Origin of the sequence: Paenochrobactrum pullorum, assembly GCF_041929845.1 — a bacterium.
GTDB classification, from domain to species: domain Bacteria; phylum Pseudomonadota; class Alphaproteobacteria; order Rhizobiales; family Rhizobiaceae; genus Paenochrobactrum; species Paenochrobactrum pullorum.
Genome location: NZ_JBHEEH010000001.1, coordinates 1,238,055 through 1,260,167 on the forward strand (window position 1 = coordinate 1,238,055; position 22,113 = coordinate 1,260,167).

A 22,113-nucleotide genomic window follows, 5' to 3' on the forward strand; every position below is an offset into this window, starting at 1 on the left:
CGTACGGAGCAGTTTTTCCCGGATAATACGTAAAACAAAAAATAAGAGCGGTTCAACGATTTCGTTTTATTGGAGCCGCTCTGCTGCTGACCGATTATTCAATAGTGGTCATAACGCGGTCACGATAATGAGGACGTACCACCAATTGCTGATACCAGCGCTCAATATGAGGCAATGATGGACGGTCGAGTGGCAAAGCAAACCATAAATAGAGATTGGCCCCCAAAGGAATGTCGCCGATGCCGAAAGTTTTGCCGGACATCCATTCATTATCAGCCAGATGCGCATTGGCAATCTCAAGCACTTTGGCAAGGTCGGCCACGGATTGTTCCAGTATTTTCGGGTCGCGTTCATCTTGCGGCAAACGCACTGCATGCTGGATGATATTGCGGAAATGCGGTGCAACGGAATTTGATGTCCAGTCCATCCATTTTTCAGCGGCTGCACGTTCGGCAGGGTCTTCTATCCAAAGGCTTTCTTTGCCATATTTTGCCGCCAGATAGCGCACAATGACATTGGATTCCCAAAGGTAAAACATACCGTCTTCCAAAAGCGGCACCTTGCCGTTGGGATTGCGCTTTAGAAATTCAGGATTGTCCAGGCCACCATATTTGCCACCGGCATGGATATATTCCACATCCTGTCCGAGTTCAGCGGCTGTCCAAAGCGTCTTTTTGACATTGCCTGAATTATCGCGTCCCCAGATTTTCATGTTTTTCCCTTTGCGTTTTGTCATATCAGGTCATTAAATACGCATATTAGCGTTTTAGATGTCTGGTAATCCTGCGTTCAATCCATTCCCAAATATGACGCAATATTTCGACGATGGTAAGATATAAAACGGCTGCCCACAGATATGTCTGGAAGTCAAAAGTGCGTGAATAGGCACGTCTGGTTTCCCCCATTAAATCATAAACTGTGATAATGGCGACAATTGCTGAACCTTTGATCATCAGGATGATTTCATTGCCATAAGGGCGCAGAGCCACAATGAGGGCCTGCGGCAGAATAATCTTCCAGAATGTAATTCGCTTATTGAGGCCAAGGGCAGCAGCACCTTCCCACTGTCCGACTGCGACACTTTGAATGGCGCCGCGCAAAATTTCCGCTTGATAGGCAGATGTGTTGAGTGTGAAAGCCAGAATGGCACAGTTCCAGGCATCACGGAAAAATACCCACAAGCCGACACTTTCCAGAAAAGGCCGGAAAGTGCCGAAGCCGTAATAGATCAAAAATGTTTGTGCGAGCAGCGGCGTGCCGCGGAAGAAATAGACATAAGCATAAGAAATGCATTGCAAAATCTTCGAATTGGACATGCGCGCTGCTGCGACCGGCAGTGAAACGATAGCGCCGAGAAAAATGGATATGAAAACAAGTTTTAATGTGGTGAGCAGGCCTGACCAATAGCGCGGAGCATAGGTTTGAACCAGATCTATCTGCCAAGAATTAAATAGATAAATGGCAAGTCCGATAAACATGATCAGCCAAATGCCCATGAGCACATAACCGCTAATACGCGCCTTTGACCAGCCACGTTTTATTGCAGGTGGTGCCAGACATTCCTCATCGGTGCGTTTCATAGCGGTGGAAGACATGTGCTTGCTCATGCTTTGCCTTCCTTTTTATTATTGCTTGCCCAATCACCAATCTTGTTGATGAAATAAGAGGAAATAATCGCTAATATGAGATAGAGCAGACAGGCAAGGCCATAAAATAGAAACGGTTCTTTGGTTACGCGCGCCGCTATGGATGTTTGGCGAATAATATCCGCAAGTGAAATGACAGAGACAAGCGATGTGTCTTTGAGCAAAACCAGCCAAAGATTGGCAAGGCCGGGCAGGGCGATACGGATCAATTGCGGAAATATGATCTTGTGCATGGTCTGCCATTTGGACAAGCCGATGGCGTAACCTGCTTCATATTGACCGGCGGGAATAGCTCTGAAAGCTGACAGAAACACTTCACTTGAGTAAGACGAGAAAACAAAACCCAAAGCCATCATGCCTGCCATGAAGGAATTGATTTCGATTTGAATATTAAGGCTTAACGCATCAACCAATTTTTGCACGAGCAAAGACGCGCCAAAATAAACCAGAAACAGTGTGAGAAGTTCAGGCAGTCCACGAAAAATGGTTGTATAAATATTGGAAGCAAGACGCAGAGACGGTTCGGGTGATTGTTTGCCCAAGGCCACGATAAAACCGAGTGCGAGGCCAATGGGCAAAGTGGCAACTGCCAGTGAAACAGTAATCACGAGACCGGATAAAATATTGCTTGCCCATCCGTCCGGCCCAAAACTAATTAAACTTAAATAATAATCCATGCGCTCATGCGCCTTTTCTTTCTCATATTTCGCGGGGGCTTAAATTTAATAAAGCGAACCCGCGCGCTGGTTCTATGGCCTGCTTATTTGGTATCTTAAGCAAAAACGGCCTTTCCTGTATGAAAGAAAGGCCGTTTATTCATTGATCAGTCTTCTGCGCCATAGGCATCAAACGAGAAATATTTGTCGTTGATTTCTTTATATTTTCCGTTGGCGCGAATGGCTTTGATCGCCGCAGAAAGCTTCTCTTGCAAATCAGGGCGGCCTTTTTTGATGGCTGCACCAACGCCAGGGCCATGAATTTCCACAACAGGCGGGAAAGTGCCTAATAATTTACAGCAAGCGCCATCCGGTGTGTCGAGCCACTCCATCAAGGTAACGCTATCATCATTGACAGCATCCAGACGACCATTCGCCATATCGAGACGATATTCTTCGGCTGTCGGATAAGCTTTAATGTCGCTATCGGTGAAGGTTTTTTCAGAATAATTGGCGTGCGTGGTTGAAACCTGCACACCAATGGTTTTACCCGCCAGATCCTCTTTGGTCATACCGGTAATGGTGCTGTCTTTTGGAACTGCAATACCCGGAGGGGTATTATAATATTTTCCGCTGAAATCCACCTGTTTTTTACGTTCATCTGTAATCGACATTGATGCGAAATAAGCGTCAAATTTGCCGGCTTGCAGACCCGGAATAGCACCGTCCCATTCTTGTGTGATAAATTCACACTCTGCCTTCATCTCTTCACAAAGAGCATGGGCGATATCGACATCAAAGCCGGATAATGTACCATCAGGTTTGATGAAGTTGAATGGCGGATAAGCGCCCTCAGACGCAATTTTTAGCTTCAAAGGTTCTTCAGCAGACGCAGTGGTAACACCAGCAGCACTGAGGCTGAGTGCGAAAGCAAAAGCCGAAACGGCACAAGTCATACCTTTTGATAGACGCATTTTTCCCTCTTTTCGTATGCGGCCTTTGTCTACGATGATGCGTATGAAGGCCGTCGTTTATCATTGTTTTTAAACACTTCTTTTCATGAATGGTTCTCGTTTTCATGAAAAGACATGTCTGAAAGCAGATGCTTCTTTATACTCAGATATTCCCATTATTTTCAGGCAAAAGGCAAGCCGTATTCAGTTTTCTTGCTTTAAATAAAATTTAAAAATAGGATATCGCAATAACTTGAGCAAAATGCCGTAAATTATGGGCTGTATGCTGCTTTTTTGACGAGTAAAAAGACATAATGATGAGCCTCTAATACCAAAGACTTAGACGCTAATTTTTAATAGCCGAGAAAATAGCGTTGATGGGAATCAGTGGCTTTTCAAGTCACAAAAAGCTTCAATGAAATCGGCAATGGCTGTGATATCATCGATTGAAAAAAATGAGCGTGTTGCTTTGTTTTCAAATGTGGATGCGTCGATATCCGAGGCCAAAGCAATAACCGTTTTATTGTCGTGATAGATCGGCATGCGGTTTTGGCTTTCATGCCGGATCACTTCAAGTTTGGGGTGAGAGCCTTGTTTGTAGCCCTCCACCAATACCAGATCAGTTGGTGATAATCTGGCCAAAATATCATCTAATGAAGGCTCTGGCCCATTATTATTTTCATGAATAATCGCAAATCGCTTTGCAGAAACAACAGCCACTTCGCCTGCGCCAGCTTTTCTGTGCCGCCATGAATCTGTGCCTTCTATATCAATGTCAAAATCATGGTGGGCATGCTTGATGGTCGATACACGCCATCCCCTTCGTGTCAATTCGATCACCAAGCGTTCCGTCATTGTGGTTTTACCAGCATTTTTCCAGCCGGTGATACCAAAGACAGGTGTTGCAAAGGATTGTTTAGTCATAGTTCTAATTGCTTTTGTAATTCTCGCGCTTTGACAAGGTCTGCGGGCTCATTGATATTGAAAAAAGGGTCTAATAACCCGCCATTTTTTAAGGGTTCAAAAGGAAAATCAAACGTGGTGCTTTGCAAATATGATGCAAAATGCATAATGCTTGGTTTGTGTCCTTGTTGCAGCCACTGCTGTAATTTAGCAGCATTTTCTGTGCGCCATAAGCCAAAAGTCGGGTGGGTCTTATGATGGGAGGATGCAAAAACCACATCTGCTTGTTGTGTATTTTGTGCTGCCCACATTTTTTCGATAAGATTTGCAGGAATAAATGGCGTATCTGCAGCAGCTGTTAAAACCAGCGGATGTTTTTTTGCGTAATTCATGGCGGTCAGAATTCCGGCTAAAGGCCCTGAATTATAGGCAAACTGATCGGCAATGACCGGCAGGTTGAATTGCGACAGATCGTTTTGATCAGAATTGACATTAAGTGCAATATCGTCAGTTTGTGGTTGCAATCGATCGATCAGATGAGCAATCACCGGTTTACCATCCAGTAAATGCATGTATTTATCGCCGCTTAAACCTTCCGCCTGCATGCGGCTGGAGCGTCCGCCTGCCAGTATGACAACCGGAATTTGATGCGCTTGAATTTTGCTCATGACGGATCGATCCCCGTTGGAATGGAGGCGAGGGTGCTGCGTTGTTTTTCGCGTTTATTGAGGACGCTTTCACGATAGATCATATAAACGCCGCTGCTGACAACAATGAGCGCACCGGCAATTGTCCATAAATCTGGTGGTTCATGAAAAACAATCGTGCTGAGAATGATGGCCCATAACAGACTGGTGTAGCGGAAAGGGGAAACAAATGATATTTCGCCCTGTCGCATTGCCATAATAATAAAACTATAGCCGATCAGCAGTAAGACAGCAGCCACGATACAAAGAAATACACTGTTGACAGTTAAAGGTGCCCAGCCGCCCATTGGAACGATGATGGCTGCACCGACCATGGTTGTGGCAACGGTGGTGAGTGTCGAGAGATAAAGCGTTGGAACTGTATCTGGTACGCGGCGTGTCGCAAGATCACGTACGGCGGCGGCCAATACGCTTAGAAGTAATAAAGCAATACTTGCCACACCGGCAACTTCATTACCGCCGGGGCGAATGATGATCAAAACACCAACAAGGCCGACAAGAATGCATGTCCAGCGCCGCCAACCAACGGTTTCCCGCAAGAAAACGGCGGCACCAATAGTGACGAAAAGCGGAACGGCTTGAAAGATGGATGAGGCAAAAGCCTGCGAAACAAATTTCAATACATAAATATAAGTAATTGCAGCAACCACTTCTGCACCGACACGCAAGATAACCATTGGATGATAATCAATTTTGCGCAGATTGCCTTGATACCAAGCCAACGCGGTGATGATAGCGGTGGCAAAGAGCCCGCGCACGAGCATATATTGTCCGCCATTCATCTCTTGTGCCAAAAGTTTGGTGATACTGTCACCGATGGTAAACAAACCCATCGCAATCATCATGTAGATACCGGCGCGCAGATTGGCAGAGTTTACCACGGCAAGGCTTTCATTTTTATCGTTGTTATTGGTATCCGGAATTCAAAAACAGTATCAAGAAAAGGCGCGGGCTATCCGCCGGTCATGCTCATATGGCGTGACAGTGCAGGGCGTTGGTCACGGCGATCAATGATAAAATCATGGCCTTTGGGTTTGCGCGAAATGGCTTCATCAATTGCACGGCTGAGAAGTTCATTGCCCTCCGACATACGCAGTGTTTCGCGCAAATCTGCTGCATCTTCTTGCCCCAAACACATGAAAAGCGTGCCGGTACAAGTTATCCGCACACGGTTGCAGCTCTCGCAAAAATTATGGGTGAGCGGCGTGATAAAGCCAAGCTTTCCGCCTGTCTCGGCAATTTTGTAATAGCGGGCAGGGCCACCGGTGCGGTAATCAATTGTCTCTAGTGTAAATTCTTGTTGCAGATTTTGCCTGACTTTGGAAAGCGGCAGATATTGATCGGTGCGGTCAATATCAATTTCGCCCAAAGGCATGGTCTCGATGAGGGTCATATCCATGCCGCGTGAATGTGCCCAGCGCAGCATGGAGGGAATTTCATGTTCGTTGAAATTTTTGAGCGCTACCGTGTTGAGTTTGACATGCAATCCAGCTTCCAAAGCGGCATCAATTCCGGCCAATACCTGATCCAGATTGCCCCAGCGCGTGATTGCCCGAAACTTCTCACTATCTAAAGTATCGATGGAAACATTGATGCGTTTTACGCCGCATTCCTTCAACTCACCGGCAAAGCGCGATAATTGTGAGCCATTGGTGGTAAGTGTCAGCTCTTCCAATGCGCCGCTCTTCAAGTGGCGCGAAAGCTCACCGATGAGATGCATGATGTTTTTGCGCATCAAAGGTTCGCCGCCGGTAAGCCTTAATTTTTTGACACCCTTGGCAATGAATGTACTGCAAAGGCGGTCAAGTTCTTCAAGACTAAGCAAATCTTTGCGCGGCAGGAAAGTCATATGTTCGGCCATGCAATATGTGCAGCGGAAGTCACATCTGTCGGTTACTGAAACGCGCAAATAATTGATAACCCGATCAAACGGATCAATCATTGGAGCGTAAGTCTCCGGTTCAGGTGTTTTTTTCCATATTGGCATCGAAAAAGCTCGTTATTATTATGCATTGCCCTCATATTAAGAGATAAGGCTTGGAGCATCATCTGTCCAGCAATCAAAATCATTTGAGCACCACTTATCATAGCTGTTGGCTCATGCCTTGTGATTGAGGGCAATTGCGCGTAAATCTTGCGCGCAAACAAAATATTGATAGGAGCAGTTTTGTGAGTGATATCTGGCCGGTGGAGTTACGGGTCTCACAAGACCGCCATGTGCTCAATATCAGTTTTGATAATGGCAATTCTTATGCATTGAGAGCTGAAATGCTGCGGGTTTTATCACCGTCCGCGGAAGTGCAGGGACATTCGCCGGAACAGCGAAAAACCATTGGCGGCAAACGCAATGTGACAATCAGCCGGATTGAGCCTATCGGCAATTATGCGGTGCGTATTGTTTTTGATGACAGGCATGACAGCGGCTTGTTCACATGGAAATATCTGCACAAGCTTGGTGCTGAACACGATACACTCTGGCAAGCTTATCTGGACGAATTGGCTGAAAAAGGTTTGTCGCGGGCTTCACGATTTTAAAAATAAAAAACCGGAAAGAAATTTCCGGCTTTTTATTGTCACTTGGCAAGCAATTAGCTGAGGTTCAACTCTTTAAAAAAGTCGTTGCCCTTGTCGTCGATGACGATGAAGGCAGGGAAGTCAACAACTTCAATGCGCCAGATGGCTTCCATGCCGAGTTCCGGATATTCAACCACTTCGACCTTTTTGATGCAGTCTTGTGCCAGACGTGCGGCAGGGCCGCCAATGGAGCCGAGATAAAAACCACCATGCTTGCCGCAAGCATCACGCACCTGACGTGAACGATTGCCCTTGGCAAGCATCACCATCGAGCCGCCATAAGACTGGAACTGGTCCACGTAAGAATCCATACGTCCTGCCGTAGTCGGGCCAAAAGAACCGGACGCATAGCCGGTTGGTGTTTTGGCAGGCCCTGCATAATAGATCGGGTGGTTTTTGAAATAGTCCGGCATGGATTCGCCATTTTCCAACCGTTCACGGATTTTCGCATGCGCCAGATCGCGCGCTACAATGATAGAGCCGGAGAGAGAAAGCTGTGTCTTTACAGGATGTTGTGATAATTCTTTTAAAATCTGATCCATCGGTTGGTTAAGATCAATCTTCACCACATGGGATGAAAGCTTTTCCTCGTCAATTTCAGGCATATACTGCGCCGGATTGGTTTCCAACTGCTCAAGGAAGATGCCCTCTTTAGTGATTTTTGCCTTGGCTTGACGGTCAGCCGAACAGGAAACGCCAAGGCCGATTGGCAATGAAGCGCCATGACGCGGCAAGCGGATAACACGCACATCATGGCAGAAATATTTGCCGCCAAACTGGGCGCCGACACCAAGCGACTGGGTCAGTTTATGGATTTCTTTTTCCATTTCCAGATCACGGAAAGCGTGGCCGGTTTCTGAGCCTTCAGTCGGTAGCTCGTCCAAATAACGGGTGGAAGCAAGCTTTACGGTTTTGAGGTTCATTTCAGCAGAGGTGCCGCCGATCACAATCGCCAGATGGTAAGGCGGGCAGGCAGCGGTTCCGAGGGTGAGGATTTTTTCTTTCAAAAACTCGATCATGCGATCGTGGGTGAGAAGTGAAGGTGTACCTTGAAACAGGAATGTTTTATTGGCCGAACCGCCACCTTTGGCGACAAACAGGAATTTATAAGCGTCTTCACCTTCCTGATAAATGTCGATCTGCGCCGGCAGATTGTTCTTGGTGTTTTTTTCTTCAAACATTGAAAGCGGCGCGAGCTGTGAGTAACGCAGATTTTTCTTGTTATAAGCATCCAGGACACCAGCACCAAGAGCATCGGCGTCACCGCCTTCTGTCCAGACGCGACGGCCTTTTTTACCCATGATGATAGCTGTGCCGGTATCCTGACACATCGGCAAAATACCGCCCGCTGCAATATTGGCGTTTTTCAAAAGATCGTAAGCGACGAAACGGTCATTATCGGTTGCTTCCGGATCTTGTAAAATATTGGCGAGTTGTTTGAGATGGCTTGGGCGCAACAGATGGTTGATGTCTGAAAAAGCAGCCTCTGACAAAAGACGCAAGCCTTCTTCCGCAACGGTCAGAATTTCTTGTCCTTTAAATGTTTCCACCGAAACATAATCGGATGTCAGTTTGCGATATTCAGTTTTATCTTTGCCGAGCGGAAAAAGATCGGCGGCGCTTAAATCAGCCATTTTATACCTCACCAGTCGCGCACTAAGGATTATGTCCCTGCGCTTTATAAATTTGCTCCGCTTTTATCCGGTGAAGACGAATAATCCACTGCGGCAGATTGTTCCTGATGGAAAATGACTGGCATCAATGTGGGGATTTATTTTTTAAGCCCGATTGCTCGTTAAGCGTTTCTACACTGGATTAAAGTTAAAATACGCTATCAACGCATATGGTTTATGCAGGTTTAGACGTATGAAGCAGGCAGGTATTTTATGATGAGCAATCATGCCAGACAGAAACTTTGTTTAAAGCATTCTGTGGCGCGCGCCGCTTTGCTGGCAGGTTTTGTCATCATGCTGCATGCGCCTGTATCACCAGCCTATGCCGCCAATACATTGCTTGAGCTTTTTCAAAAAAAGCAAGCACCCGTTGCCGATAAGGTGCAACCCGCTCCAATGCTGCCAGTTTTGAAGAATAATTCTGTGAAGACATCTGCGGTGCCAAAGCCTCCGGTTGCGAGCGTTAAAGTTTCCGGACCTAAAATTTATGATTATAAACCAGAAAAACTGGTGCGCGTTGATTTTTCAAAATTCAACGATGAGGTGACAACTGCGGCAATTGATGTGGCTTCGTCAGAAACTTCCCCATCAGCAGTTTCTGACGAAACACCGCTGTCTGCTACTCATCTTTTTGAAAGCCTGAAACCGCATTTGGTTGCAAGCCAAATTATGGCCGAAAAACCTGTCGTTGAGGCGCTTGCAGATTTTTATATCAATCAGCAGCAACTGCTCTGGATTGATGAGAATGGTGCGACAGCGCGCGCTGAAAAACTATTGGCATTTTTCGATAATGCCGCTGAAGATGGCCTGAATCCCAAAGATTATGCGGTCGAAGAAATTGGGCTTACTGCTGATGACAGTGATGCGGAACGTTTGCAGAAATTGGCAAATTTTGAAGTGACCATGTCTGCACGTGCATTGCGTTATGCAATTGATGCCGGTGAAGGGCGTGTTATCGCCAATCTCTTGGATGGTTATCATGATTTGCCGCGTGGCCGTGTACAGCCTGCTCAAGTGTTGAAAGCTTTGGCCGATCAGCAAGATGCGGCTGATTTTCTTTACAGTTTCCAGCCGCAAAACAAATGGTATCAGTCACTCAAAACAGAGCTTGCGAAGCTCAAGCCGGAAAGTCATGAAATTCGCATCTCCAGCGATGTGCTTATCAAGCCGGGACAAGAAAACAGCGAAATGCGTAATGTCATTGCTGTTTTGCTGAAAAAAGCACCGGCAGGCTTTCTCAATAGCTATCAAACTGTTTTGCAGCAAAATGCTAATAGCGATAAATATGAACCTGAACTGGTTGCAGCAATCAAAGATTATCAAAGCCTCACCGGTAATACGCCGGATGGTGTGATTGGCCGCAGCACTGTGGCAGCCCTGCAAGGCGAGTTGACTTCCGTCAAGCGTGATCGTTTGATTTATTCGATGGAGCGTTTGCGTTGGTTGCCGCATGAATTTGGTGGTCGTTATGCATTCATAAATCAGCCGGCTTATCGCGCATATTTCTACGATAAAGGCGAAGAAACGCAGGCGATGAATATCGTTATAGGTTCGCGCACCAATCAGACCTATTTCTTCTATAATAAAATTCAGACTGTGGTGTTTAATCCTTCATGGGGGGTGCCGCGTTCTATCATCCTCAACGAGATGTTGCCGAAAATTATGCGTGATAGCAGCTATCTTTCGCGCAATGGCTATGAGGTTTATGCTGATGGTAAAGTTATCCCGGCCTCAAGTGTTAATTGGGCGAGTGTTGCTGCGGGTAAAAGCCATGTTGGCATCCGTCAAAAGCCAAGCCTTGATAATTCGCTGGGTGAATTGAAAATTTTGTTCCCGAATAATCATGACATTTATATGCATGACACACCTGCTAAATCTTACTTTAAACGTGACATGCGCGCGCTCAGTCATGGGTGTATCCGTCTTGAACGTCCACGTGATATGGCGGCAGCGGTACTGGGCAAAAATGTCGAGGATTTGAAACCGTATTTTGGTAAAAACGAGCGGGGCATCAAAGTGCCGGAGCCAATGCCGGTTTACGTGGCTTACTTTACCGCATGGTTGGATGAAGCCAGCGGTCAAATCCGTTATTATGATGATATTTATGGTCGCGATGAAGGCTTGGAAAAAGCTTTCAATAAAACAAGCGTCAGTCGCAATGATGTGAACGCCTGAGGGATCAAAAATAAGGCCGGAACGATATCTCCGGCCTTTTCATTATGTATCATTATTTGCCGATTGTGATGTTTTTGACAGCACCGTTTTTCATGCTGCAATGCAGGGCAATATCCTGCCACTGGCTGGATTTGCGGTCGCGCGCCTGACCGCGGATTGTCAGTTCTGATTGTGATGTTTTGGCTTGCTTGACTTTTGTTTTACCAATCCCGTCTTGTGTAAAACCAAGGCGGTCGAATTTCTTATCCTTTTTCACAAGATCATAGCCGGTTGCAATACAGGTGGCGAGTTGCGGGTCGACTTTTTGATCTTGTGTGAGTGTTTTATAATTGCCGTTGAAGTCGGCGGATTTTTTGGGAGGAGAGGCGGCAAGTGCAGCGCTGCAAATAAAAACAGAAAAACCACATGCTAGAATAATCTTTCTTTTATTCATGGCTTATATCCTTTATCGTCAAGCTAATATCTATTAATAAACCAATATAGTGAGTGCTTGAATTGTGATTTTTTTAAGTCGGTGCCAAGTGAGGCAAAATCGTTTATCAATTTTGTCGTGCATTCGGATTGAAGTTATTGAAGCTTCACCTTGACAAACCAGACCTATCAAGATTAAAAGCCCGCTCAACATGAGTATCTCAGATTCTTGTGTTTCACAACGTGTCCCGTGGATAAAGACGCATTGCTTGCGCGCTTTGTCCTGTCAGTTTTTGAATTTCAAAAACAGAGGAGGGCGCGTTTCCTGAATTGGTATCTCGTGTCAAAACGGATACCACTTTGTTTATTTTGAAGGAAATGCGATGAGTAAGCGCGAAGCTTCCAAGTATAAAATTGACCGTCGTCTCGGCGAAAACATCTGGGGTCGTCCTAAATCCCCTGTAAACCGTCGTGAATACGGCCCAGGTCAGCACGGTCAGCGCCGTAAGGGCAAGCTGTCTGACTACGGCGTACAGCTGCGCGCCAAGCAGAAGCTCAAAGGCTTCTACGGTGATATCTCCGAAAAGCAGTTCCGCAAAACCTATGAAGAAGCCGCTCGTCGTAAAGGCGATACCGGTGAAAACCTCATTGGCTTGCTGGAATCCCGTCTGGATGCAATCGTTTATCGTGCAAAATTTGTTCCGACAATTTTTGCTGCACGTCAGTTCATCAACCACGGTCACGTTAACGTAAACGGTCGTCGTGTAAACATTCAGTCATACCGCGCTAAAGCCGGTGATGTGATTGAAGTTCGTGAAAAGTCAAAGCAGCTCGTGATTGTTCTCGAAGCTGTTCAATTGGCTGAACGTGATGTTCCTGATTACGTAGAAGTTGACCACAACAAAATGGTTGCAACTTTCTCACGCGTTCCAACTCTTGCTGACGTACCATACGCAGTTCAGATGGAACCAAATCTGGTTGTCGAATTCTATTCACGTTAATCTGAATTAGAATTTAAGAACTTAAAAAAGCCGCCCGAAGGTTTACCATCGGGCGGCTTTTTTATATGAGAGTGACGAAAGACAAGAGGCCGGAAATGAGCGCCGTAGAAACGATATCAAGTGACACAGATTTGCGTGATGAGGAAAGCTCGACAGAGGGATGCCATCCGCTGTTTCGTGATATTCCTTCAACTGTTGAATTCAACAAGTTGCGTAAAAGATTGTTACGTTTGACACGGCAGGCGCTGGATGATTTTTCTATGGTCAAACCGGGTGAACGCTGGCTGGTCGGTCTTTCGGGTGGCAAGGATTCATACGGTCTTTTGACGGTGTTGCTGGAGCTGAAATGGCGCGGGTTATTGCCGGTCGATATTCTGGCTTGCAACCTTGATCAGGGGCAGCCAAATTTTCCGAAACATATCCTGCCTGATTTCTTGAATAAATACGGCATCGCGCACCGGATTGAATATCAGGACACTTATTCGATCGTCACCGACAAAGTGCCTGAAAATCAGACCTATTGTGCGCTTTGCTCGCGCTTGCGCCGCGGTAATCTTTACCGCGTGGCACGTGAAGAGGGGTGCAGCGCATTGGTGCTGGGACATCACCGCGAAGATATTCTTGAAACTTTCTTCATGAATTTTTTTCACGGCGGTCGATTGGCTTCTATGCCACCGAAACTTGTCAATGATGAAGGTGATTTGAAGGTATTGCGTCCGTTCTCATATGTCGCAGAAGAAGATCTGGTCAAATTTGCCGATCTGATGCAATTTCCAATCATTCCGTGTGATTTGTGCGGCTCGCAGGATGGCTTACAGCGCAATGCGATGAAGGCTATGTTGACGGACATTGAAAAGCGGATGCCGGGACGTAAAGAGACGATGATCAAGGCATTGGGCAATATTCGCCCAAGCCATATGCTGGATCGTAAATTGTTCGATTTTGCAGGATTAATGATATCTTCGGATAAATAAAAAGGGTGAGGGCTGTGACATTTAACGAGAATGAAATTGATTGGTTGGCCGGTGTTTTGGCGGATGCCGCAAAGGCTGAAATTATGCCACGTTTCCGTAAACTTGATGCCGGTGATATCAAACAAAAGACCACAGCCTATGACCTTGTGACCGAAGCCGATATCAATGCGGAAAAATATATCACCCGCATTTTGAGCCAAAAATATCCTGACGCTATTATGCTGGGTGAAGAGGCAGTGTCGGCAGGTACTGCAAGCCTAGATAACTTGCACGATGCGGATCTGGCTTTTGTGATTGATCCGGTTGATGGCACTTATAATTTCGCCTCTGGCGTTCCGCTTTTTGGTGTTATGATGTCGGTAATTGCTAAAGGGGAAACTGTTGCCGGTATTATCTATGACCCGATGGGGCAGGATTATATCATGGCGGTTCGCGGCGGCGGTGCTTATCATGTACAAGCTGCCCATCATCGCGCGCTTAAAGTAGCCGCGCCTAAAGACGTTTCGCAAATGTTGGGGTCTGTTTCATGGCAATATATGCAGGAGCCGTTGCGCTCGAAAATTGCTGGCAATCAGGCCAAATTCATGTCGCAGATCGGCTATCGCTGCGCAGCCCATGAATATCGTCTGCTTGCTGATGGACATGCCCATTTTGCTGTCTACAACAAATTGATGCCGTGGGATCATCTGGCCGGTTCGCTCATTCATACAGAAGCTGGCGGTTATAGTGCACGTTTTGATGGTAGCCGCTATTTGCCCGAGCATGTCGATGGTGGCCTGATTGCCGCACCGGATAAAGAAAGCTGGCATGCCATTAAAGAGACTTTATGGTCATGATAATGTAAGTGTCGCGCTTGAAGTGCGACCTGATGCTTCTCATCTGTAGCTTACGCACGAATTTTTTGGGCATTTTAATGTTTTTATCCGTCTTTGATCTTTATAAAATCGGCATTGGTCCATCCAGCTCCCACACGATGGGGCCGATGACGGCTGCCAATATGTTTCTGCTTGAAGTCCGTGACGGACAATGGCCACGCCCGACTCAAACCAAAGTGCATCGCTTGAAAGCCTATATGCATGGATCGCTCGCTTTCACAGGGGTAGGGCACGCAACTGACCGTGCCGTGGTTTTGGGGCTTTGCGGCAATGTGCCCGATCAGATTGATCCCGACGAGATGGAAGCGCAGCTTCAGCGCGTCAAACAAGAGAAAAAACTAAATGCTCCGGGCCATCCGGTCTATGCGTTCGATCCGGCGGTTGATTTGGTGTTGGAGCGTAAAATTCCGCTGCCGGGACATGCCAATGGTATGGCTTTTGAAGCGCTGGATAAAAACGACCGTGTTTTGCTGCGCCGGATTTATTATTCTGTCGGTGGTGGTTTTGTTGTGACCGCAGAAGAGCTTGAGCAAATGAAAAGCACTAAGGGCAAAAAAGCTGCTTCAGGCAATGTGCCTTATCCGTTCAATAATGCGGCTGAAATGCTCAAAATGGCCGATAAGAGCGGCTTGTCGATTGCCGAGATGAAGCGCAAGAACGAAGAAACCCGTATGTCGGCTGAGGAGCTTGATGCGGGCCTTGATAAAATCTGGGGAGCGATGCGCTCTTGTATTGATCGCGGGCTTAGCAATGACGGCATTATGCCGGGCGGACTGAATGTGCCGCGCCGTGCCCGTCATCTCAACGATAAGTTACAGGACGAATGGCGCAATAATCGCCACAATCCGCTTTTGGCCAATGATTGGCTTTCGGTTTACGCGATGGCGGTGAATGAAGAAAATGCCTCTGGCAGTCGTGTCGTTACCGCACCAACCAATGGCGCGGCCGGTGTAGTGCCAGCTGTACTGCGCTATTTCCTGCATTTCCACGAGGATGCAACGGAAAAAGACATTCGAGACTTTTTGCTTACCTCTGCAGCAATTGGCGGCATTATCAAGCATAATGCGTCGATTTCCGGTGCAGAAGTTGGCTGTCAAGGTGAGGTGGGGTCGGCTTCTGCAATGGCGGCTGCCGGTATGGCGGCGGTGATGGGCGGTACACCTGCGCAGATCGAAAATGCCGCTGAAATCGCGCTTGAGCATCATTTAGGCATGACTTGCGATCCGGTTGCTGGTCTCGTGCAGGTGCCATGTATCGAGCGTAACGCGCTCGGTGCGGTCAAGGCAGTAACGGCTGCTTCCTTGGCGATGAAGGGCGACGGCAAGCATTTTGTGCCGCTGGATGCTTGTATCGAAACCATGCGTCAGACCGGGAATGATATGAATGAACGCTATAAGGAAACTAGTCTCGGCGGTTTGGCCGTTAATGTGGTGGAATGTTAAGCATCACATTTGTGATTATTGAAATGAGTAGTTACATCTGAGCCATGGCATTAAATCTGGTTAAATTATGTGTCGGCTGCGACAGTATTGAAACGCTTGCAGCCTGGATTGATTTCCGGCTGGAGGAAAAGCGCGCGGCTGGCCTGCTGCCGGAGCAGTTTCACACCACGCGCATGGTGCCCAAGCGCGTGGAAGAATTGCTCGATGGTGGTTCGCTTTACTGGGTGATTAAAGGCAATATCCAGTGCCGTCAGCGTTTGCTGGAAATCCGCACCTTTACCGATGATGAAGGTATTAATCGCTGCCATCTGGTGCTGGAGCCGAAAATCATTCCGACTGAATGGCAACCGCGTCGTGCATTTCAGGGCTGGCGTTATTTGAGCGCAGAAGATGCGCCTCTTGATGAGGCCGCAGGTAAGAACGGCCGAGCAGCCCTGCCAGCGGAACTCAGACGAGAATTGGCAGAGCTGGGTTTGCTTTAAATCTGGTTCAGGAACTGGGCAAAAACCATTGAGCCCTCCGGCCATGGGCCGTGGCCGCTCTCACTGTTCAGGTGTCCTGCTTCACCGGCGTCCAAGAGCATTGCGCCCCAATCATTGACAATGGCCTCTGCCGTTTCAAAATCTGAAAACGGATCATTGCGGCTGACAACCACCAATGTCGGGAAGGGCAAACGTTCGCGTGGATAAGGGCCGAATGTCATCAGATGGCGCGGGCGTATCTTTTCATTGGCCACATCCGGAGGTGCTACAAAAAATGCACCGACGACCTTGTCTTTAATCTGTGGAATAGCATGGATGGCCGCAGCAACACCAAGCGAATGTGCAACCAGCACAACGGGTTTCTCGGCGGCTTCTACCGCTTTGACAATTTCCTCAACCCAGTCTTTACGAACCGGCTTTGACCATTCTTTTTGCTCAACACGGCGCGCGGTGGAAAGTCTTTGCTCCCAGCGTGACTGCCAGTGGTCAGGGCCGGAATTGGTATAACCGGGAATGATGAGAATATCGACGTCTTTAACTTTCATATCAGCCCGTTCTTTTCATTCTTTGTCTCTTTTGCGCATGAGCGCAACAATCATTGCGTTGAATGCTTATTGCGTCTGTCCGGCGCATATTCAAGCATGTTTTGACTTAAATGGGGCTGAGTAGCTTCAAGAAAAAGGAATGTAATAAGAAATAGAGATTATTAAAAAGATTATAAATGGTGGCAATGATCACAAAGTAATGATTGCCACCATTGATCGGTAAAAATTAATTGCGCGGCAAACGATCTCTGATTTCTGTTAAACGGTCATAGATGCGGAAGGAAAGTATGATGCCTTCGCATATAACGCGCCAGAAAATCAGACCGATAATAAAGAAAATTAAACTGCCGATAATTTTAAAAAAACCACCTCCCATGTAGCTATAAGCTGACAGAATGGTTCTGATGGCTGCAAATGCAATGCCAACATTACCGATCCAATAAACGACAGCAATCAGTGTCGGCGTTAAAAATTTGTCAAAACCAGTCATATCTTTTATGTTCATTTTGTACCTCGCTTGGGAGTTGCGGTTTTATTTCTTAATTAATTTATAGTTTAAATATTTTAATCAATTAAATTGATTGATAAGGCTTTGTTTTAAAATTGTCACTCTTCATAGCCGCGCTGGGTCGGGTAGTGATAAAACGCATACTGCCATGCAAAAGCTTCATGAACAATGATAAGTTTCACGCTTATGTGTGTGGATCGTTAAAAAAGATAAAGATCAGCACTATCTAAAAAACGTTAAGTCCTTTAATATAAAGGCGTACTAACCACATTTGTTAATTTAGATGGGATGAAAAACATGTCTTGGCATGCACCTTTGTTCATTGAAGTCAGCTGCGCTATGGAAATCTGCCGTTATGCAGCCGGTGACGGTGATGAACCGGTTCTGTTCTAAGTAACAGGAACGGAATTCTCAATGTTAAGCATTGAAATTTGATCATGACGACATTTCGTTCGATCGTGATTGGGGCCGCTGCTGGCGGCGGCCTCCCTCAATGGAATTGTGGTTGTCAAAACTGCCAGTTAGCACGCTTACCCTCTCCGCAGGGAATTCCTCCACAGACACAATCTTCACTCGCGGTAACTTCTGACGGTGAAAACTGGGCACTTCTCAATGCTTCCCCTGATATCAGGCAGCAATTGATTGATACGCCGGCACTCCATCCTCGAAGTTTGCGTGATAATCCGGTTAACACAGTGCTTCTCACCAATGGTGATCTGGATCACATTGCGGGTCTTTTGACCTTGCGTGAGAAGCAGGCTTTCCGTTTGGTGATGACGGCAGCCATCCGTGATGTCCTCGCCGAGAATCCAATTTTTCGCGCGCTTGATCCGGCGTTTGTCAGCCAAGAAATCATCGCGCTTAATGAAACTTTCACGCTTGTTCCTGGCATTAAAGCCAAGCTTTTTGCAGTTCCGGGTAAGGTGCCGCTCTTTATGGAGGGGGATCATGTCGATACGGAACTGGAAGGCGAGCAAACAGTCGGCGTGGAAATGGTAACGGACGATCACCGGATTTATTATGTTCCCGGTTGCGCGGTCGTGCGTAATGATCTTTTACAGCGCATTGATGGTGCCGATATTTTATATTTCGATGGCACGTTGTTCAGCGATGATGAAATGCTGAAATCCGGCACCGGTATCAAGACCGGTAAGCGGATGGGGCATATTTCCATGTCTGGTGATGACGGCAGCCTGAAAGCGCTGGAAAAATGTGCGGTGTCCCGCAAGATTTACGTCCATATTAATAATACCAACCCTGTCTGGCGCGATGGCGCTGAGCGCAAACTTGTCGAAGACAGCGGGTTTGAAATTGCCTTTGATGGCAAGGAGATCAGTTTATGAAACCGGCTGCAAGCAAAGAAGAGTTTCACGCAAGATTGTTGGCAATCGGACAGGAACGCTATCACGACAAGCATCCGTTTCATGTGCGTTTGCATGGCGGTGAAAGCACTATTACCGAAGTGCGTGCTTGGGTGATCAACCGTTACTGCTATCAAAGCAGCATTCCGATGAAAGATGCGGCTTTTCTGTCGCGTTGTGAAGATGTGAATATGCGCCGCGCATGGCGCTCGCGTATCGAAGATCATGATGGCGGTATGCATGAAGGTGGCGGTATCCGCCGTTGGTTGAAGCTCGCCGAAGCTGTGGGCCTTGATCCGGATTATGTGGCATCGGGTAAAGGTATTCTGGCGGGCACTCGTTTTGCTGTAGGTGCTTATGTGCATTATGTACGTGATAAGCCATTGCTGGATGCGGTTGCATCATCTTTGACCGAGTTATTTGCGCCGAAAATTCACAAAGACCGTATTGCTGGTCTTTTAAAGCATTATGCTTTTGCTGATGACAATGCATTGTCTTATTTCCGTCAGCGTTTGAATGAAGCACCGGTCGATGTCGAATACGGCCTTGCTTATGTCATGGAGCACGCGGATACATTGGAAAAACAGGATGCAGTTGCCGCTGCTCTCACCTTTAAAACCGATGTATTGTGGTCGCAACTCGATGCCCTTTATCTGGCCTATGTCGCACCCGGTATGATTCCACCCGGTGCATGGGATGGCAAAGAAGGCGTTAATGCTGAATGGGACAAGGCACTGGCTGCAAAGAAAGTTTTAGCATGAGCGAAACAGTAACTATTTTGCCTGCCAATATCATCAAACTTGCCCGCGGTGTGCGTTTGCGTGTCGATGACGTGCGCGGTCAAACCGTCCTGCTGGCGCCTGAACGCGCGATGGCTGTTGACGAAATTGCCGTCACCATCGTCAATGCTCTGGATGGTGAGCGCTCCATTGATGTTATTTGTGATCAGTTTGCTAAAGATTTCAACGCACCACGCGACCTGATTGGTGGTGATGTACTGAAATTTGTACAGGAATTGGCCAATCGCCGTATGATTGAGGTTGTGGAATGACTGCCACCGGTTTGGCAGCGGCTGAAACTTTAAAAAACTATGCGCCGCCGCCAATGGCACTACTTGCCGAATTGACCCACCGTTGTCCGCTTGCATGCCCTTATTGCTCCAATCCATTGGAACTGATTGGCGTGAAGAAAGAACTCACCACTGAAGAGTGGATTGAAACCTTTCGTCAAGCGGCTCAAATGGGCGTTTTGCATTTGCATCTATCTGGTGGGGAACCGGCCGCACGCCGCGATTTGCTGGAGCTGACCAAAGCGGCGGTTGATATTGGCCTTTACACCAACTTGATTACCTCAGGCATTGGTTTGAATGAACAGCGCGTCAACGCTTTGGCTGATGCAGGGTTGGATCATGTACAGCTGTCATTGCAGGGCACGGACGCCGTTTCTGCTGATCGTGTTGGCGGGTATAAAGGCGGTTTTGATCGCAAAATGGCTGTTGCCAAATGGGTGGGGGAGGCTGGCGTTCCGCTCACTGTTAATGCTGTTTGCCACAAGCAAAACATGGATCAGCTCAATGATATGCTGGAACTCGCCATTGAGCTTGGTGCACGCCGCATTGAAATTGCGACGGTGCAGTTTCATGGCTGGGCTGAAAAGAACAAGGTTGCCTTGCTGCCCACGCGCGAGCAGGTCACATTCGCCAATAAAACGGTAGCAGAAGCGCGCAAGCGTTTAGAAGGCCGTCTGGTGATTGATTATGTACCTGCCGACTATTACTCGTCTTATCCAAAGGCCTGTATGGGCGGCTGGGGACGTATCGGCCTGAATGTCACGCCGGATGGTCGGGTACTGCCATGTCACGCGGCTGAGACGATCCCTTCATTGCGCTTTGACAATATCAAAGATAAGGCGCTTGCTGATATCTGGTATCATGGCGATGCGTTTAACGCTTATCGCGGTGATGATTGGATGCCGGATTTGTGTCGTACATGTGAGCGCAAAGAAATTGATTTTGGCGGTTGTCGTTGTCAGGCAATGGCAATTGCCGGTGATGCCAGTGCAACCGACCCTGTCTGTGTGCGTTCACCACTGCGTAATCTGGTGACAGCAATGGCAGAGGAAAACTCGTCTGCACCAGCGCCGGAAAGTTTTACCTATCGTTCATTTGCATAAAAACATCATTCGCAGATTATGAAATGGGCAGGGGCAGTTAAAACAAACTGCTCCTGTTTTTTTATGTACAGACTGATAATTGATATAAAATCACAACCTATATATGTAGAAATAGTACGGTGCGGCGGTTCTTTCGATAAGGGATTACAATGTATTTTTCAGCCGTTTGGGCATTGCTGCCTATGACCCATACTCCTTTTGTTCTAAAGTGAACGGAATAGGAATATTTGTCAATATGTAGGCATATGTTCCTTACGAGTAGGTGTGGGAAACACGAAATAAACCAATGCTTTCATTGTCATCTATGTATCAAAAACATTGCGGTAGGCCGTCTGATGCGAAGCGGTGCGATGATATTTATATCAATCGTAGATGTTTAAACTGGAATTGTCTTAGCGATGTTTAATCGGACGCTATTGCCGTTTGATGCTCTATGAAAAGAACACCTATTGAACAAAAAATGTAAACCGTTAGAAAAAAGCTGTAAACTGCCGTTTGGGCTATCTTGTGTAAGTCATTGAAATTTATGGCGATCCCGACAGGATTCGAACCTGTGACCGTCGGCTTAGAAGGCCGGTGCTCTATCCAGCTGAGCTACGGGACCAAAATTGGCTAGTCTGTCCGGAACTTATGTGCGCAAACAAACACAATTGCAAGGTAAGTCTTGCGGGCATCCTATGGTTTCAAAAGGATGTTAAAATTAATGGGTCCAAGGTTGCAGGCGGTCCGAACGGAAATTATCCGAATAAGAAACTGCACGTCGTTTCGCTTCATTGGGTTCGAAAAGGCGATAGGCAATGCCATTACGAGTCGCATAGGCGATTGCTTCTTCTTTTGTTTCGAATTTGAGGCGTACTTGGCTCAGCATATCTCGGCCGGACGTGTAGCCCATCAACGGTTCAACAATGCGTGGGGCCTGCGGTTCATATTCCAGAAACCATGTTTCCGATTTGGCTTTGCCAGATTGCATGGCTGTTTTTGCAGGGCGATAAATACGTGCGACCATGTGGAGAACCTTGCTATCCGCTTTTCTTTGTAATGGTCGGAGCGGCAGG

25 protein-coding genes and 2 tRNA genes (1 of these 27 cut by a window edge) are annotated in these 22,113 nt (G+C 47.1%); 12 read left to right on the top strand and 15 right to left on the bottom strand.

The features are described from left to right. Positions 1-94: 94 nt before the first annotated feature. The 8 genes from JNC77_RS05910 to moaA form a co-directional block, all read right to left on the bottom strand. On the bottom strand, positions 95-736 hold the full coding sequence (locus JNC77_RS05910; RefSeq protein WP_374830298.1) for a glutathione S-transferase family protein: 642 nt from the start codon (positions 734-736) through the stop codon (positions 95-97). 22 nt (positions 737-758) lie between these two features. Continuing rightward, positions 759-1,607, bottom strand: a complete 849-nt coding sequence (locus JNC77_RS05915; RefSeq protein ID WP_374830300.1) for an ABC transporter permease — start codon at positions 1,605-1,607, stop codon at positions 759-761. Next, the gene (locus JNC77_RS05920) at positions 1,604-2,323 is read right to left on the bottom strand and encodes an ABC transporter permease (protein WP_374830302.1); all 720 of its coding nucleotides are present in this window, start codon (positions 2,321-2,323) and stop codon (positions 1,604-1,606) included. Before JNC77_RS05920 ends, JNC77_RS05915 begins: the two co-directional genes overlap by 4 nt. 146 nt (positions 2,324-2,469) lie before the next feature. Further along, positions 2,470-3,276, bottom strand: a complete 807-nt coding sequence (locus JNC77_RS05925; protein WP_374830304.1) for an ABC transporter substrate-binding protein — start codon at positions 3,274-3,276, stop codon at positions 2,470-2,472. Positions 3,277-3,639: 363 nt separating this feature from the next. Continuing rightward, positions 3,640-4,179: a molybdopterin-guanine dinucleotide biosynthesis protein B gene (gene mobB, locus JNC77_RS05930; RefSeq protein WP_374830306.1), complete on the bottom strand. Its 540-nt coding sequence runs from the start codon at positions 4,177-4,179 to the stop codon at positions 3,640-3,642. Further along, positions 4,176-4,826, bottom strand: a complete 651-nt coding sequence (gene mobA / locus JNC77_RS05935) for a molybdenum cofactor guanylyltransferase MobA (RefSeq protein WP_374830308.1) — start codon at positions 4,824-4,826, stop codon at positions 4,176-4,178. The genes mobB and mobA overlap by 4 nt, the downstream gene beginning before the upstream one ends. After that, on the bottom strand, positions 4,823-5,746 hold the full coding sequence (locus JNC77_RS05940) for a DMT family transporter (protein WP_374830310.1): 924 nt from the start codon (positions 5,744-5,746) through the stop codon (positions 4,823-4,825). The genes mobA and JNC77_RS05940 overlap by 4 nt, the downstream gene beginning before the upstream one ends. A 71-nt stretch (positions 5,747-5,817) precedes the next feature. Next, on the bottom strand, positions 5,818-6,852 hold the full coding sequence (gene moaA, locus JNC77_RS05945) for a GTP 3',8-cyclase MoaA (protein WP_374830312.1): 1,035 nt from the start codon (positions 6,850-6,852) through the stop codon (positions 5,818-5,820). Between the two features lie 182 nt (positions 6,853-7,034). Here moaA and JNC77_RS05950 point away from each other — a divergent pair, with 182 nt between their 5' ends. Continuing rightward, positions 7,035-7,400 carry a gamma-butyrobetaine hydroxylase family protein gene (locus tag JNC77_RS05950; protein WP_374830314.1) on the top strand — a complete coding sequence of 122 codons (366 nt, stop codon included), beginning with the start codon at positions 7,035-7,037 and terminating at the stop codon, positions 7,398-7,400. Positions 7,401-7,453: 53 nt separating this feature from the next. Here JNC77_RS05950 and JNC77_RS05955 read toward each other — a convergent pair whose 3' ends face one another. Then, positions 7,454-9,073, bottom strand: coding sequence for a fumarate hydratase (locus JNC77_RS05955; RefSeq protein ID WP_374830316.1), 1,620 nt, complete (start codon positions 9,071-9,073; stop codon positions 7,454-7,456). A 252-nt stretch (positions 9,074-9,325) separates the two neighbouring features. Between JNC77_RS05955 and JNC77_RS05960 the strand changes: the two genes are divergently transcribed. Then, the gene (locus JNC77_RS05960; protein ID WP_374830318.1) at positions 9,326-11,287 is read left to right on the top strand and encodes a L,D-transpeptidase family protein; all 1,962 of its coding nucleotides are present in this window, start codon (positions 9,326-9,328) and stop codon (positions 11,285-11,287) included. Between the two features lie 52 nt (positions 11,288-11,339). Here the strand turns inward: JNC77_RS05960 and JNC77_RS05965 are convergent, their stop codons facing one another. Next, positions 11,340-11,720, bottom strand: coding sequence for a BspC domain-containing protein (locus JNC77_RS05965; protein ID WP_374830320.1), 381 nt, complete (start codon positions 11,718-11,720; stop codon positions 11,340-11,342). A 361-nt stretch (positions 11,721-12,081) separates the two neighbouring features. Here JNC77_RS05965 and rpsD point away from each other — a divergent pair, with 361 nt between their 5' ends. The 5 genes from rpsD to JNC77_RS05990 all read left to right on the top strand — a co-directional run bounded on the left by rpsD (position 12,082) and on the right by JNC77_RS05990 (position 16,472). Beyond that, positions 12,082-12,699 carry a 30S ribosomal protein S4 gene (rpsD, locus tag JNC77_RS05970; RefSeq protein ID WP_374830322.1) on the top strand — a complete coding sequence of 206 codons (618 nt, stop codon included), beginning with the start codon at positions 12,082-12,084 and terminating at the stop codon, positions 12,697-12,699. Between the two features lie 95 nt (positions 12,700-12,794). Further along, a complete protein-coding gene (gene ttcA, locus JNC77_RS05975) occupies positions 12,795-13,673 on the top strand; it encodes a tRNA 2-thiocytidine(32) synthetase TtcA (RefSeq protein ID WP_374830324.1) in 879 nt (292 codons plus the stop codon). 14 nt (positions 13,674-13,687) lie between these two features. Beyond that, positions 13,688-14,509 carry an inositol monophosphatase family protein gene (locus JNC77_RS05980; protein WP_374830326.1) on the top strand — a complete coding sequence of 274 codons (822 nt, stop codon included), beginning with the start codon at positions 13,688-13,690 and terminating at the stop codon, positions 14,507-14,509. Positions 14,510-14,586: 77 nt separating this feature from the next. Further along, on the top strand, positions 14,587-15,990 hold the full coding sequence (locus JNC77_RS05985; RefSeq protein ID WP_374830328.1) for an L-serine ammonia-lyase: 1,404 nt from the start codon (positions 14,587-14,589) through the stop codon (positions 15,988-15,990). A 44-nt stretch (positions 15,991-16,034) separates the two neighbouring features. Beyond that, positions 16,035-16,472, top strand: a complete 438-nt coding sequence (locus JNC77_RS05990) for a DUF1489 family protein (RefSeq protein ID WP_374830330.1) — start codon at positions 16,035-16,037, stop codon at positions 16,470-16,472. Here the strand turns inward: JNC77_RS05990 and JNC77_RS05995 are convergent. Both JNC77_RS05995 and JNC77_RS06000 read right to left on the bottom strand, forming a co-directional pair. Further along, positions 16,469-17,017 carry an RBBP9/YdeN family alpha/beta hydrolase gene (locus JNC77_RS05995; protein ID WP_374830332.1) on the bottom strand — a complete coding sequence of 183 codons (549 nt, stop codon included), beginning with the start codon at positions 17,015-17,017 and terminating at the stop codon, positions 16,469-16,471. The two genes, JNC77_RS05990 and JNC77_RS05995, sit on opposite strands and share 4 nt — an antisense overlap. 226 nt (positions 17,018-17,243) lie before the next feature. Further along, positions 17,244-17,522: a DUF4282 domain-containing protein gene (locus tag JNC77_RS06000; RefSeq protein ID WP_374830334.1), complete on the bottom strand. Its 279-nt coding sequence runs from the start codon at positions 17,520-17,522 to the stop codon at positions 17,244-17,246. A 300-nt stretch (positions 17,523-17,822) separates the two neighbouring features. Between JNC77_RS06000 and pqqA the strand changes: the two genes are divergently transcribed. From pqqA to pqqE, 5 genes are read left to right on the top strand one after another with little or no spacing between them, the layout of a single operon-like run. Continuing rightward, positions 17,823-17,918: a pyrroloquinoline quinone precursor peptide PqqA gene (gene pqqA, locus JNC77_RS06005; protein ID WP_374830336.1), complete on the top strand. Its 96-nt coding sequence runs from the start codon at positions 17,823-17,825 to the stop codon at positions 17,916-17,918. A 44-nt stretch (positions 17,919-17,962) separates the two neighbouring features. Then, positions 17,963-18,868 carry a pyrroloquinoline quinone biosynthesis protein PqqB gene (gene pqqB / locus JNC77_RS06010; protein WP_374830338.1) on the top strand — a complete coding sequence of 302 codons (906 nt, stop codon included), beginning with the start codon at positions 17,963-17,965 and terminating at the stop codon, positions 18,866-18,868. Beyond that, on the top strand, positions 18,865-19,647 hold the full coding sequence (gene pqqC, locus JNC77_RS06015) for a pyrroloquinoline-quinone synthase PqqC (protein WP_374830340.1): 783 nt from the start codon (positions 18,865-18,867) through the stop codon (positions 19,645-19,647). Before pqqB ends, pqqC begins: the two co-directional genes overlap by 4 nt. Continuing rightward, on the top strand, positions 19,644-19,937 hold the full coding sequence (pqqD, locus tag JNC77_RS06020) for a pyrroloquinoline quinone biosynthesis peptide chaperone PqqD (RefSeq protein WP_374830342.1): 294 nt from the start codon (positions 19,644-19,646) through the stop codon (positions 19,935-19,937). The genes pqqC and pqqD overlap by 4 nt, the downstream gene beginning before the upstream one ends. Beyond that, positions 19,934-21,058, top strand: a complete 1,125-nt coding sequence (gene pqqE / locus JNC77_RS06025; RefSeq protein ID WP_374830345.1) for a pyrroloquinoline quinone biosynthesis protein PqqE — start codon at positions 19,934-19,936, stop codon at positions 21,056-21,058. The genes pqqD and pqqE overlap by 4 nt, the downstream gene beginning before the upstream one ends. 527 nt (positions 21,059-21,585) lie before the next feature. On the opposite strand, the gene JNC77_RS06030 is transcribed toward pqqE, so the two are convergent. Then, positions 21,586-21,662: transfer RNA gene (locus tag JNC77_RS06030), tRNA-Arg, on the bottom strand. Between the two features lie 96 nt (positions 21,663-21,758). Then, positions 21,759-22,113 (bottom strand): ETC complex I subunit (locus JNC77_RS06035; protein WP_374830347.1); only part of this gene is annotated, 355 nt, incomplete at its 5' end. Continuing rightward, positions 22,098-22,113 (bottom strand) — tRNA-Pro (locus JNC77_RS06040) (it continues 161 nt past the right edge of the window). The genes JNC77_RS06040 and JNC77_RS06035, both read right to left, overlap by 16 nt.

What these genes read in the sequence shown, in the direction of transcription:
- pqqA (WP_374830336.1), top strand. Translation starts at nt 17,823, where the DNA reads ATGTCTTGGCATGCACCTTTGTTCATTGAAGTCAGCTGCGCTATGGAA.
- JNC77_RS05985 (WP_374830328.1), top strand. Translation starts at nt 14,587, where the DNA reads ATGTTTTTATCCGTCTTTGATCTTTATAAAATCGGCATTGGTCCATCC.
- JNC77_RS05920 (WP_374830302.1), bottom strand. Translation starts at nt 2,323, where the DNA reads ATGGATTATTATTTAAGTTTAATTAGTTTTGGGCCGGACGGATGGGCA.
- pqqE (WP_374830345.1), top strand. Translation starts at nt 19,934, where the DNA reads ATGACTGCCACCGGTTTGGCAGCGGCTGAAACTTTAAAAAACTATGCG.
- JNC77_RS05965 (WP_374830320.1), bottom strand. Translation starts at nt 11,720, where the DNA reads ATGAATAAAAGAAAGATTATTCTAGCATGTGGTTTTTCTGTTTTTATT.
- pqqB (WP_374830338.1), top strand. Translation starts at nt 17,963, where the DNA reads ATGACGACATTTCGTTCGATCGTGATTGGGGCCGCTGCTGGCGGCGGC.
- JNC77_RS05960 (WP_374830318.1), top strand. Translation starts at nt 9,326, where the DNA reads ATGATGAGCAATCATGCCAGACAGAAACTTTGTTTAAAGCATTCTGTG.
- pqqD (WP_374830342.1), top strand. Translation starts at nt 19,644, where the DNA reads ATGAGCGAAACAGTAACTATTTTGCCTGCCAATATCATCAAACTTGCC.
- JNC77_RS05925 (WP_374830304.1), bottom strand. Translation starts at nt 3,276, where the DNA reads ATGCGTCTATCAAAAGGTATGACTTGTGCCGTTTCGGCTTTTGCTTTC.
- ttcA (WP_374830324.1), top strand. Translation starts at nt 12,795, where the DNA reads ATGAGCGCCGTAGAAACGATATCAAGTGACACAGATTTGCGTGATGAG.
- JNC77_RS05910 (WP_374830298.1), bottom strand. Translation starts at nt 736, where the DNA reads ATGACAAAACGCAAAGGGAAAAACATGAAAATCTGGGGACGCGATAAT.
- JNC77_RS05995 (WP_374830332.1), bottom strand. Translation starts at nt 17,017, where the DNA reads ATGAAAGTTAAAGACGTCGATATTCTCATCATTCCCGGTTATACCAAT.
- rpsD (WP_374830322.1), top strand. Translation starts at nt 12,082, where the DNA reads ATGAGTAAGCGCGAAGCTTCCAAGTATAAAATTGACCGTCGTCTCGGC.
- JNC77_RS05915 (WP_374830300.1), bottom strand. Translation starts at nt 1,607, where the DNA reads ATGAGCAAGCACATGTCTTCCACCGCTATGAAACGCACCGATGAGGAA.
- mobB (WP_374830306.1), bottom strand. Translation starts at nt 4,179, where the DNA reads ATGACTAAACAATCCTTTGCAACACCTGTCTTTGGTATCACCGGCTGG.
- pqqC (WP_374830340.1), top strand. Translation starts at nt 18,865, where the DNA reads ATGAAACCGGCTGCAAGCAAAGAAGAGTTTCACGCAAGATTGTTGGCA.
- JNC77_RS05955 (WP_374830316.1), bottom strand. Translation starts at nt 9,073, where the DNA reads ATGGCTGATTTAAGCGCCGCCGATCTTTTTCCGCTCGGCAAAGATAAA.
- JNC77_RS06000 (WP_374830334.1), bottom strand. Translation starts at nt 17,522, where the DNA reads ATGAACATAAAAGATATGACTGGTTTTGACAAATTTTTAACGCCGACA.
- mobA (WP_374830308.1), bottom strand. Translation starts at nt 4,826, where the DNA reads ATGAGCAAAATTCAAGCGCATCAAATTCCGGTTGTCATACTGGCAGGC.
- JNC77_RS05990 (WP_374830330.1), top strand. Translation starts at nt 16,035, where the DNA reads ATGGCATTAAATCTGGTTAAATTATGTGTCGGCTGCGACAGTATTGAA.
- moaA (WP_374830312.1), bottom strand. Translation starts at nt 6,852, where the DNA reads ATGCCAATATGGAAAAAAACACCTGAACCGGAGACTTACGCTCCAATG.